Source organism: Pirellulales bacterium (genome assembly GCA_036490175.1).
In the GTDB taxonomy this organism is placed as follows: domain Bacteria; phylum Planctomycetota; class Planctomycetia; order Pirellulales; family JACPPG01; genus JACPPG01.
This window is the reverse complement of sequence record DASXEJ010000242.1, coordinates 19379-30954: the sequence shown is the minus strand read 5'-3', so window position 1 is coordinate 30954 and position 11576 is coordinate 19379. Positions and strand designations below refer to the sequence as shown.

Below are 11576 nucleotides of genomic sequence, written 5' to 3'. Positions count from 1 at the left end.
GAACGCGAAATTGCACGGAAGCCCAATCCGCCGAAGAGAATACAGGCCAAGATACTGGCGTTCCGAATCACACCCCTCGCATCGCCAAGGACATACACGCTTCATCGGGGAGCGCGCGCTTCATCTCGCTGGGTGATCTGTCATACGTGCTGCCCGCGCGGATTCGCGCCCACCGACCGCCCAAAAAGGCTGCCAAGTCGCTCGCTCTGAATTGTCAGGGCCGCCTGTTTTTCGAGGCTGGCTAACCCAACATTAGCGATCTCCAGATGTATGAATGGCGGTATCGCTGGCAACATTGCCACGGTTGCCCAGTAAACGGCAAACTAGTTGCACGCCAGCCCCGGGTCAAGCATTTCCCTCAACCTTCCTATTTGGGCGGACATTTGCCAAATGCTCACAAAACCGGCTCGTGGGTCGGCGACCAGGTTCGTGCGGCGGGAGCCGAACTCGGTGCCGCAGATGGTTCCTTTACCAGGTGCCTGGGCCTGCCTTTCCGCAGACCGCTCTCGCCGGACGATCCGATTCCAATAAACTCGTCCCGTAAATCAAAGTGACGAGAACTCGTGCGACGCGAGCAACGCGATACTCTGTTCTGGCCGGTTTGTGACGAGCCGACGAGTGCCCAGTCTATCATTGCAACTGGACCAGGTTTGATCGTCGAATTTCAGATCACCTAGCGGCACGGGCGCCAACCACTAAAGCGCATCGCTCATCTACTGCGCAATCTAGGCGGTCGTACAGCTACGAACCATCGGCAGGGGGCATTGGCCGTTGCTGGCTGTGTTCGCGAGATTTCGCAATACTTCTTGGAACTCAGCCAGAGATTGAATGGCACGGTCTTTATGTTTCAATGCAAAGGGGTCGAAGCGAATGAGCAGAAACAAAAACAAATCAAATGGTGGCAAGGAACTGGACGAGAAGCTGAGCCGGAAGGAGTACGAAAGGGAGCTTTTCAAGTTGCATGTCGAACTCGTGAAATTGCAAGAATGGGTCAAGCATAAGGGGCTGAAGATTTGCGTTGTGTTCGAAGGCCGTGATGGCGCAGGGAAAGGAGGGACCATAAAGGCAATTACCGAACGCGTGAGTCCCCGTGTCTTTCGCGTCATTGCTTTGCCGGCTCCGACTGAACGCGAAAAGTCTCAGATGTATGTTCAGCGCTACATTCCCCACCTGCCCGCAGCTGGCGAAGTCGTAATTTTTGATCGCAGCTGGTACAACCGCGCGGGCGTCGAACGGGTGATGGAGTTTTGTAACACGGACCAAGTGGAGTGGTTCCTGAAGGCGACGCCTCCTGTCGAGAAGGCAATCGTTGAGTCAGGCGTCATTCTTTTGAAGTATTGGCTGGAGGTTAGTCCGGAAGAGCAGACTCGCCGCCTCGAGTCGCGCATCAACGACGGCCGCAAGATCTGGAAGCTGTCGCCGATGGACGTTAAATCCTACTCGCGGTGGTATGACTATTCACGAGCCCGCGATGAGATGTTCGCGGCGACGGACACGGCGTGGGCCCCGTGGTACGTCGTCCGGTCCGACGACAAGAAGCGAGCAAGGCTAAACCTCATCAGCCATATGTTGACCAAGGTCAATTACAAAGCGCTTCCGCACGATAGAATCAAGTTGCCGAAGCGGTCGGACAAGAGGGCGTATGATGACCAGTCGTCGGTTGAGAATCGGAACGTTGTTCCGGAAAAGTACTAGATCGAGCTGGTCACCGTATGCAGCCGATTTTAGAGGAGCCAAGCCGAAACGAGCCGAAGCGGCATTCACAAAAACGGGAGTTAAATATGACGCCAACAGCGACCGAATTTCCAGCCGGAACATCAAAGGTATCGCCGCAGTCACCGGCGGCCAGTGAGTTGCAGAGCATCGATGCATTTTGGCGGGCATCCGTCTGATACTCGAGCACCACGCACGTTGGAACAAGCGTAACGGGTAAATTGACTTGGCCGGTGAAAGGCCTCTTTAATGCAAGGGGCCCGAGTGATTAAAGTTTAGCACCCGCGCCCGAGCACTCTTACTGAACTCCACCGGCGACGCGGTTCGATCGAGATAGGGTTTGAGATTGATGGCAAATCGGCCAAATCACTCGCCACTATGTTTTCGGAATTCAGACTGTTCTAAAATGGTCCGAACCCTGGCAATGCGACTGATCCTCACATCATCAGGCTACGGAGCAACTCACATTTCTAATAGTGGCTAAAAAGGTGCCTCGGGCTGGCCAGCGGGCTAATGGGTCGACGAGGTTGGATGCACAGTGGCGATGAGGCTGAGGAAACAATGACGCCGCCAGGTGACTTTCGCGAAATTGCGTTCTGGCTCGACTCGGCGATGCTGAGCCTCACGAGTTTTCATTCGGCCGCGCTCGACGGCGATGAGGCGTCGATCCGCGCGAGGTTCAGAACGCTCGTCTCAGTTTCATGCGAATACGAGCCCCAATGGAACGACTATCTCGCCGCTGACACATTTGCTCAAATCGACGCGCTGCTGCGCAACCAATGCCCCAATCCAGATGCGCTGCGCCGCGCTTATCGAACGTCGCCCAACAGCCCGCTCTGGGCGTCGGGCGATTACACCCGATTATCGCAGCCAACGGAGCAGCCTTAGTCGCTTTTTATAGTGTAATGCCGGCTGCTCCGTAGGAATTCTGCCTTCGTCTGTTGATTTGCTGGAAGCATTTGCTCAAATGAATTGGCCTCGACCGCGAAACAACTTGTTGGTCGCGGGCCGAGGTCAACGCTTCCCATCACCTATCGTGGGCTCCTCCGCCCGGACACAGCATCGAATCAGGATGCATCAGTCATGAGACGCCTATCCGAGGTTCTGCTGATTCTTGCAGCTGTTGGTCCGAACGGCGTTTGTGGTCAGCAGCCCAACGACGCTGAGGTAAACGAGGCTGCCATTCGGAAGATGGTCGCTTCATATGTCGACGCGTTCAACAAGCACGACGCCGCGGCCTTGGCCGACCTTTGGTCGCCCGATGCGGTTTATCTGAATCGGGTGACGGGTGATGAGGTCGTCGGGCGTGCTGCCATTGCAGAACAGTTTGCCGAATTGTTCAAGGAGCAGCCGGAGTTAAAGGCGGAAGTGAGTGTGGAGTCGATCCAATTCATCTCGCCTAACGTGGCGGTGGAGCGCGGCACGACTCGCTTTCTGGATCCAAAGTCGGAGCCGGAGGAGTTCGAGTACATGGCCGTCGAGGTCCAACGAGACGGCAAATGGCTGCTCGATAGAGTCACCGACAAAGAGAAGGACAATCTTCCGTCTCATTACGAGCAACTGAAGGTTCTGGAATGGATGGTCGGAGAGTGGACGAGCGACAGCGAAGATGCCGATGTCGAATTGGATTGCAACTGGACCAAGAACCAGAGCTTTCTGACGCGAACGTTCACAATTTCCATCGAAGGAGAAATCGCCGCGTCAGGATTGCAGATTATTGGTTGGGATCCAGCGGCGAAATCTATCCGCTCCTGGACCTTCGACGCCAATGGCACGTTTACCGATGGTACGTGGGAGCAGAAGGGCCGCCTCTGGTTTATTCGCAACCGTGGCACTCTTCCGGATGGGCGCGCTGCGACTATGGTCAATGTCATGGAGCAGATTGACGCTGACTCGTTTACCTGGCAGACGATCGAACGCACGGCCGGTGACGAATTGCTTCCCAATATCGACGAGATTCAAATCAAGCGGCGCTGAAGACCGCTTCGATTCATAATCAACGCTGCAAGCACTGCGCGGCAGAGGTTCGACAATGAAAAGAGTCATAGTTGCCGCCATGACGATCGGCGTACTTGCTTGGGCCATGCAATCTGAAACCCTTGGTCGCGGTGGCGGTGGTGGTGGACGCGGCGGCGGGGGAGGAGGTCGTGGCGGCGGTGGAGGTGGAGGCATGCGTGGCGGCGGCGGATTTTCGCCATCCCCTTCACGTCCCAGTGCAGGCGCCAGGCCGAACCCGGGAGGAGGTCAACGGGCCGCCGCGCGACCTGGCGGTTCGGCGGGCGCAAAAGCAGCAGCCCGGCCGGCCGCGGGAGCAAAAACAGGTGTCCGACCTGGTGGCGCTCAAAAGGGCCCGGTTGCCGGTGCAGGACAGCGTCCCGGCGCCGCGGGCGGAGTGGCAAATCGCGCCGCGGGCAGTCGACCATCCGCGAGTCAGCTAGGCAAGTTTCTCGACATTCCGGCGCCGGCGACTGGTGCAATTGGTGGGGCCGGCGCTGGGCGCCCCGGCGGTGCGGCGACCGACTTCCTACAGGGTGGCGGCAGGGCGCCATCGACCGGTGCAATCGGCGGTCCTGCAGGAGGACGCGCGCGACCAGATGTTGGAGCAGCCGGACGGCCAGATGTTGGGCGGCCCGGGCGACCCGACGTGGGACGACCGGGTACTGGTCGCGACAATCTCGCACAAAACCGCCCGCAACGGATCGAAAACCGAGGTGATCGACAGAACAACCGCGACCAGCGGCGCGATGAAATTCGCAATCAATACCACGACCACAACCCTGGCGATTTTTGGCAAGAATATCCGGGATGGAGCGCTTGGGCGATCACCCGTCCCTTTGCTTGGGCGACGTGGGGCGCGCTCGGCAGTTGGGGTGGATATGGTAGTGCGCCTGCCTCCTATGGCTACGGTGAGGACATCTATTATGCAGACGACCAGGTCTATTCGGGCGACCAACCCATAGCCACCGCAGACGAATACGCCGAGCAGGCCGCTACGCTGGCCGGCAGCGCACCGAGCGACGCTTCGGAAAAGTCCGACTGGCTGCCGCTGGGCGTTTTTGCGCTGACACAAGACGGGCCAGCCTCCGGTACTCAACCATCGCTTTATATGCAGCTTGCGATCAGCAAACAGGGTGTGATCTCAGGTACGCTTAAAAATACGCTCACGGGCAAGGTGCAACCATTGGAAGGAATGGCCGATAAAAAAACCCAAAGAGTTGCCTGGAGCATAGTTGATCAGACGCGTCCCATCATCGAAACCGGCCTGGCGAATCTGACGCAAGATACGGGCCCCGCGCTGATTCACTTTGCTGACGGACAAACGCAGCAGTGGTTGATGGTCCACATTCCAGAGCCGACTCAATAGTCTGAATGGATTCTCGAAAATGCAAATGTGATGGAAATGAAAAAGGTGACCAGCACGCATAATTTACCTGCGCCCATGAATCACGGTTGCGGATCCATGACCTGGCACGCGCGCTTTCGACGAATCCTGTCGGGCTTACATCCACAAAGCGATTGCTTGAGGTATCAGTTGGTGGGCCGTATGATCTAAGGCGCAACGCGGACGACATTGCCTATCTCTACGGATTACCCGCTATGAAACGCCTGCTCGCGGTCGGCATCCTGGCCGCTTTTGCGGCCGGCGGTTATCTCTGGTGGAAGAATCACCAACAGCCCGGCCTGCCGGCAGGCATCGTCTCGGGTAATGGACGGGTCGAGGCCACTCAAATCGACATCGCGGCAAAGTATGCCGGCAGGGTCAAGGAGATTCTCGTACGGGAAGGAGACCTAGTTTCCTCGGGTCAGATTCTTGCCACGATGGACACGAGCGAACTTGACGCGCAGCTGGCAAACGCTGAGGCAAAAGTACATGAGGCCGAGGCGCAAATGAGCACTGCCGAGGCCAGAGTCCAGGAATACGAGGCGGAAGTAGTCACTGCGCAATCAACCATCAAGCAGTCCGAAGCCGACTCGGCCGCGACGAAAGCTCAGATTCAGAAGTCTGAAGGCAACTTCCTATTGACCAAACAACAGTTCGCGCGCACGGAGGAGCTATATTCCAAAAAAGTGGCCACGAAGGAAGAGTATGACCAGCGCGTGGCGCAACGGAATTCTGCGCAAGCGGAATTGGATACAGCCAAATCTAGGCGTAGTGCGGCCGAAGCGGCATTGGACACGGCCAAATCCAGACTCAACTCTACCGAGGCGACGTTGAAAGCTGCGAAGTCCAGAAAACTGTCCGCGGAAAAGACCATCGACGCCAACGTCGCCGAAGTCAAACGCGTTCAGAGCCAAATCGACGACTCGACGCTTAGATCGTCGGTTGTGGCGCGCGTATTGTATCGTTTGGCCGAGCCGGGCGAAGTGCTATCGGCCGGAGGGAAGGCGCTGACTTTGCTTGATCTAACTGATATCTACATGACAATCTTTGTGCCCTCGCAGCAAGCGACTCGTCTCAGTATCGGTGACGAGGCACGAGTCACGCTCGATGCCGTTCCAGGTTATGCTGCGCGCACCCATGTAACGTTCGTTTCGCCGGAGGCCCAATTTACGCCCAAGCAGGTTGAAACACGCAGCGAGCGCGACAAATTGATGTTCAAGGTCAAGCTGACCGTGCCTGCCGAAGCGGTAAAGGCTCACATCGATAAGATCAAAACCGGTATCCGCGGCGAAGGGTATGTGCGGATTGATCCGAACGTCGCCTGGCCAGAGTTCCTTGAGCGGCGGCTTCCCGCGCCTCAACCCTAGGCGCTTCTCATGTCGAGTATGAGCCCTCCCGTCGCGTCGATTGCGGCCGTTTCGCATCGCTACGGATCGGCGACGGCCCTTGCCGACATCTCGGTCGATATTCCTTCCGGCTGCATGGTCGGGCTGATCGGGCCCGACGGCGTCGGAAAGTCGAGCTTGCTGGGACTAATCGCCGGCGCCAAAAAAATGCAGGCCGGCTCGATCAAGGTTCTCGGAGGCGACATGGACGATCGCCGCCATCGCGACACAGTCTGTACGCGCGTGGCCTACATGCCGCAGGGGCTCGGCAAGAATCTCTATAAGGAATTGAGCGTATTTGAGAACATCGACTTCTTCGCACGCTTGTTCGGCCAAGCGGCGGCCGAGCGTCGCTGGCGCATCGATGGTTTGCTGAAGGCCACCGGACTTGATCCATTTCCCGATCGCCCGACGGGCAAGCTCTCAGGCGGGATGAAGCAAAAGGTCAGCTTGTGCTGCGCATTGATTCACGATCCCGACCTACTCATCCTGGACGAGCCAACTACGGGTGTCGATCCGCTCTCACGCCAGCAGTTCTGGAGGTTGATCGACAATATCCGTGAGGAACGACCAGGTATGAGCGTGCTGGTTTCCACGGCCTATATGGACGAGGCACAGCAGTTCGACTGGATCATCGCGATGGACGCCGGCAAGGTGCTGGCCGCTGGGACTCCAGCTCAGCTTCAAGAGCGCACGGGCACGCAAAATCTTGAAGAGGCCTTTGTCGCCTTGCTGCCCAAGGACAAACGCGGCAGCGGCTGCAAGCTGACAATCCCACCGCGCGTGCCCAGCGGCGGAGAACCGGCGATCTACGCAAAGGATCTTACACGGCGGTTCGGTACTTTTGTGGCGGTAAACAATGTCAACTTCACGATTGATCGTGGCGAGATTTTCGGCTTTCTCGGCTCGAATGGCTGCGGCAAATCGACGACCATGAAGATGCTGACGGGCCTATTGCCCGCGTCGTCGGGTGAAGCGAAGCTATTTGGCGAGACCGTCGAAGCCGGTAGCATCGACATTCGCAATCGCGTCGGCTACATGTCGCAGGCGTTTTCGCTTTACGGCGAATTGAGTGTGCGACAAAACCTATTGCTCCATGCGCGCCTCTTCCATCTGCCGCCCGATAAATTCAAGCCCCGCATCGACGAATTGGTCAGTCGCTTTGGATTGGGACCGCACCTGGACGTTCTATCGGAGTCGCTGCCGCTGGGCGTTCGGCAGCGGCTGTCGCTGGCAGTGGCGGTGATCCACGAGCCCGAGATGTTGATTCTCGACGAACCGACGTCGGGCGTCGATCCTGTCGCTCGCGACGAGTTCTGGGAGTTGCTCGTCGATTTATCACGCCAGCAGTCAGTTACCATCTTTGTTTCGACGCATTTCATGAACGAAGCCATGCGATGCGATCGCATTTCGCTGATGCATGCAGGAACCGTGTTAGCCTGCGATAAGCCCGACGCGCTGCGCGAGGCCCGTCACGCGACGACTCTGGAGCAAGCGTTCATTGAATACATCGCAGCCGCCGATCTGGAGATGCGAAATAAGCAGTCCAAATCGTCGCCAGCACCGACGTCCGCTGGAACATCCCCCGCTGAGGACGACCAAAGAAAGTCCGCCGGATCAGTCGCACCACCAAAATCCAGCGCCGCGTGGCCGCTAGCGCGGATGATGGCCTACAGCTACCGAGAATCGCTGGAGTTATTGCGCGATCCGGTGCGGCTGGCGTTCGCGTTTGTCGGATCGGCCGTACTTATGCTGGTATTCGGCTTTGGGATCACGCTGGATGTGGAACACGTCCGCTATGCCGTGCTCGATGAAGACCAAAGCCCGGAAAGCCGCGAATACCTCGAAGCCTTCGCGAACCCGCGATTTTTTACCGTGCAAGAGCCGCTCACTGATGGCAAGGAGCTGGAGCGGCGCATGAAGTCCAACGATATCTCGCTGGCGATTGAAATCCCACCGCAATTTGGACGAGATCTTCTCAGTGGGGCCGAGCCAGAAGTCTCGGGCACGATCGACGGCGCCAATCCATTCCGTGCAGAAACAATTCAGCAATACGCAATTGGCGCGAATCGCACCTGGCTCGCCAGCGAAGCACGATCGCATCCGGGCGACGCGAGCTATCCGGCGCCCGTTCAGGTCGAGTCCCGCTTTCTTTACAATCCGACGTTTGAAAGCATTTTTGCGATTGTTCCCTGCATACCCGCGATCCTGCTGGTCCTGATTCCTGCGATTCTGATGGCCGTCAGCGTCGTGCGCGAAAAAGAATTAGGTTCGATAACAAACTTTTATACTACGCCTAGCAAGCGGCTCGATTTTCTGTTGGGTAAGCAGTTGCCTTATGTCGTGATTGGAATGCTCAACTATTTTATTCTGGTCGCCATGTCGGTCGTGGTATTCGGCGTGCCGCTGAAAGGCAGCTGGCTAATACTCTCGCTCTGTGCGCTGCTGTACGTCATCGCTACTACGGGTTTCGGATTGTTGATTTCGACCTTTACTTCCAGCCAGGTTGCCGCCGTCTTCGTCACCGCGATTCTTACGATCCTGCCAACCACGCAGTTCTCGGGCATGCTGCAACCCGTTTCTACGCTCGACGGCGCCGCACGCCTGGTGGGTACTGTCTGGCCAACCACCTACTACATGCATGCCAGTGTGGGTGCGTTCACGAAGGGACTTAGTTCAGGTGCCCTGATGGGCGATGTTGCGGCTTTGGCCATTTTCATACCGGTCTTCACGCTCCTGGCGGCCGCGGCGCTCAGACGGCAAGAGGTATAACCATGCGCCAGGCCGAAAACATCTTCTGGCTGGGAATGAAGGAATTGCGAAGTTTGCAGCGCGATTTCATTCTCATGATCTTTGTTGCGTATTCCTTTACGCTGGCCATCTACACCCAAGCCAAAGGGACCTCTTCCGAAGTGAATAACGCCTCAATCGCCGTCGTGGATGAAGACCGGTCGGCTCTGTCCGAGCGGCTGATTGACGCATTTTATCCGCCGCGGTTTCGCTCGCCCGAGATCATCCGCCCCGGCGACGTCGATTCCGCGATGGAAAAGGGGCGTTACATGTTTGTCGTGGTCATCCCACCGAAGTACGAATCCGATTGCCGCACGGATCGGCGACCAGTAGTGCAAGTCAACATTGACGCGACCGCCATGCTGCAAGCGAGCATCGGCGCCTCGTATATCGAAAGAATTATTTCCACGGAAGTATCTCGTTTTCTCGAACAATCGGCAGATCGAAGCCCGGCGCCCGTCAAACTCGTAACTCGCAAAGAATTCAATCCCAACGGCGACGCCTCTTGGTTCTACGGTATCGTGGCAATTATCAATCAAATCTCCATGCTGACGATCATCCTCACCGGAGCAGCGCTTCTTCGCGAACGGGAGCATGGCACAATTGAGCATCTGTTGGTGATGCCACTAACCGCTTTCGAGATCGCAATGGCCAAGGTGTGGGCAAATGGCTTGGTGATTCTGATAGCGGTAACGGCTTCCCTGGTGTTCGTGGTTAAGGGAGTCCTGGGCGTTCCCATTGCAGGGTCGCCCGTCCTTTTCCTGGCGGGCGTGGTACTGTACTTGTTCTTCGCCACGGCTCTCGGCGTTTTTCTGGGAACGATTACCCAAACGATGGCCCAGTTTGCGTTGCTAATCATTTTGCTGATCATCGTGTTGCAATTGCTGTCGGGGGGAAACACTCCTATTGAAAGCCAGCCCCAATGGCTCCAACGACTCACGCTCTTCCTGCCGTCGCGTCATTTTGTCAGCTTTTCGCAAGCGATTATCTATCGCGGCGCCGGCCTGGAAACGGTCTGGCCCCAGTTTTTGGCGGTGTCGGGCATGGGCCTTCTGTTCTTCAGCTTCAGCCTGAGACAATTCCGCCGTTCGATCGCTGTCACACGATAGGACTTCGCCGTGTGAAGCATCGTTGGAAATGATCACCGGGAAATTTGTCCGCCACAGCGCAGCGTATTATGAATGGCGAATTCAAGATCGTACGAAGCGGATGCGCAGCGTCGAGGACGACCCAGCACTGTCGGATGATCTCGCTGTGGCATATTCCAAGCTCGGCAGACATGCCGAGGGGATCTCGCTGCTGGAACAAGCCGGGCAATAGCCATCAATCCCGACGCCCACTTTGGCCGCGAAAAGTATCAATCGTTGCTAGCCGAGTATTTTCTCACCAAGCGGAAATCGCCGCATCCTGCCGCCGAACCACTGACTCCAGTTATTCACCCAAAAGGGCAGGCTTGCGGCTTTGCCAGATTTGTTTTGGAGAAGCGAGGATGGGCTGATGGGCAAATCAATGAAGAGTCACCGGATGCTACGGAAATGAAGGCGGAATTAGCGGCCGCCCAAAAAGGTGTGCTGGGCATGATGCACTTTGCGAACTACGACTCGCCGTTGCTTTTGGAGACAGTTGGCGATCTGTTGATCGCGTGGCCTACCTATAAGGACGACGCTCTCCAATTGGCGGCGCGATCCTACTACCGAGTGTCGCAGCTATCAGAAAATAATGTAACGACAGATGAGTTCGAAAATGCCGCGGTGAATATGGCATACGGCCATTTGGGCTACATTAACTATCGGAAGGAAAGAGGAACTGAAGCTGATCTCGAAAAGCTATCTGCCGACTTGAACCATGAATTGGCAGAGGCTCAAGCTTACTTCGATTCGATTGCCGCCGATGAGCGGCGTTGGATTGCCGAGGGAGTGGATGTTGACCAAGCTTTCGCCAGCAAGTATTACGACTCGCTCGAAACGACAATCGAGGAGGCCACGAGAATACTTGCGACCGAACGCCGTGATGTGCGCGGTAATGAGTACCAAGAAGCAGTAAATCGAGGGCTGCGCATGATTGGGGCGATAGTGGCAAGCCTCGCAGTAGTCGCTGCGGGGACTCGTTTCGCGTATCGTCGACTTCGGTCAAGGTCTGTCAAGCAGGACAACGATTCGCTGGGCTTGGGTCGTTAGGATCTTTGCGAAACCGGAACTAATGAACCCATCAACAGCTCCAGCTCAGCGGAGTCGACCAACATATGCCTTAGCTACGGCGCTGGCTATCGGGGCTGGCCTGCTTTGGCGGTCGGGTCTCCTCCCGTT

General features: G+C 56.8%; 11 protein-coding genes. All 11 read left to right on the top strand.

Annotation, left to right across the window (positions count from 1 at the left end; genetic code table 11):
* Nucleotides 1-245, top strand: a 245-nt coding sequence (locus VGG64_18060; protein HEY1601511.1) for a hypothetical protein, incomplete at its 5' end; no start/stop codon positions are given.
* Between the two features lie 625 nt (nucleotides 246-870).
* Nucleotides 871-1695 carry a polyphosphate kinase 2 gene (gene ppk2, locus VGG64_18055; protein ID HEY1601510.1) on the top strand — a complete coding sequence of 275 codons (825 nt, stop codon included), beginning with the start codon at nucleotides 871-873 and terminating at the stop codon, nucleotides 1693-1695.
* Nucleotides 1696-2325: 630 nt separating this feature from the next.
* Nucleotides 2326-2601 carry a hypothetical protein gene (locus tag VGG64_18050; protein ID HEY1601509.1) on the top strand — a complete coding sequence of 92 codons (276 nt, stop codon included), beginning with the start codon at nucleotides 2326-2328 and terminating at the stop codon, nucleotides 2599-2601.
* Nucleotides 2602-2796: 195 nt separating this feature from the next.
* Nucleotides 2797-3690, top strand: coding sequence for an SgcJ/EcaC family oxidoreductase (locus VGG64_18045; protein HEY1601508.1), 894 nt, complete (start codon nucleotides 2797-2799; stop codon nucleotides 3688-3690).
* A gap of 122 nt (nucleotides 3691-3812) precedes the next feature.
* A complete protein-coding gene (locus VGG64_18040) occupies nucleotides 3813-4151 on the top strand; it encodes a hypothetical protein (GenBank protein ID HEY1601507.1) in 339 nt (112 codons plus the stop codon).
* 206 nt (nucleotides 4152-4357) lie between these two features.
* Nucleotides 4358-5077 carry a hypothetical protein gene (locus VGG64_18035; protein HEY1601506.1) on the top strand — a complete coding sequence of 240 codons (720 nt, stop codon included), beginning with the start codon at nucleotides 4358-4360 and terminating at the stop codon, nucleotides 5075-5077.
* Nucleotides 5078-5310: 233 nt separating this feature from the next.
* Nucleotides 5311-6462: an HlyD family efflux transporter periplasmic adaptor subunit gene (locus VGG64_18030; protein HEY1601505.1), complete on the top strand. Its 1152-nt coding sequence runs from the start codon at nucleotides 5311-5313 to the stop codon at nucleotides 6460-6462.
* A gap of 9 nt (nucleotides 6463-6471) precedes the next feature.
* Nucleotides 6472-9252 (top strand): ribosome-associated ATPase/putative transporter RbbA, encoded by a 2781-nt coding sequence (gene rbbA / locus VGG64_18025; GenBank protein ID HEY1601504.1) that lies wholly within the window; start codon nucleotides 6472-6474, stop codon nucleotides 9250-9252.
* Between the two features lie 2 nt (nucleotides 9253-9254).
* On the top strand, nucleotides 9255-10379 hold the full coding sequence (locus VGG64_18020; GenBank protein HEY1601503.1) for an ABC transporter permease: 1125 nt from the start codon (nucleotides 9255-9257) through the stop codon (nucleotides 10377-10379).
* 28 nt (nucleotides 10380-10407) lie between these two features.
* Nucleotides 10408-10590, top strand: a complete 183-nt coding sequence (locus VGG64_18015) for a hypothetical protein (protein ID HEY1601502.1) — start codon at nucleotides 10408-10410, stop codon at nucleotides 10588-10590.
* Nucleotides 10591-10634: 44 nt separating this feature from the next.
* Complete coding sequence (locus VGG64_18010; GenBank protein HEY1601501.1) at nucleotides 10635-11447, top strand: hypothetical protein; 813 nt, start codon at nucleotides 10635-10637, stop codon at nucleotides 11445-11447.
* The last annotated feature ends 129 nt before the right edge of the window (nucleotides 11448-11576 follow it).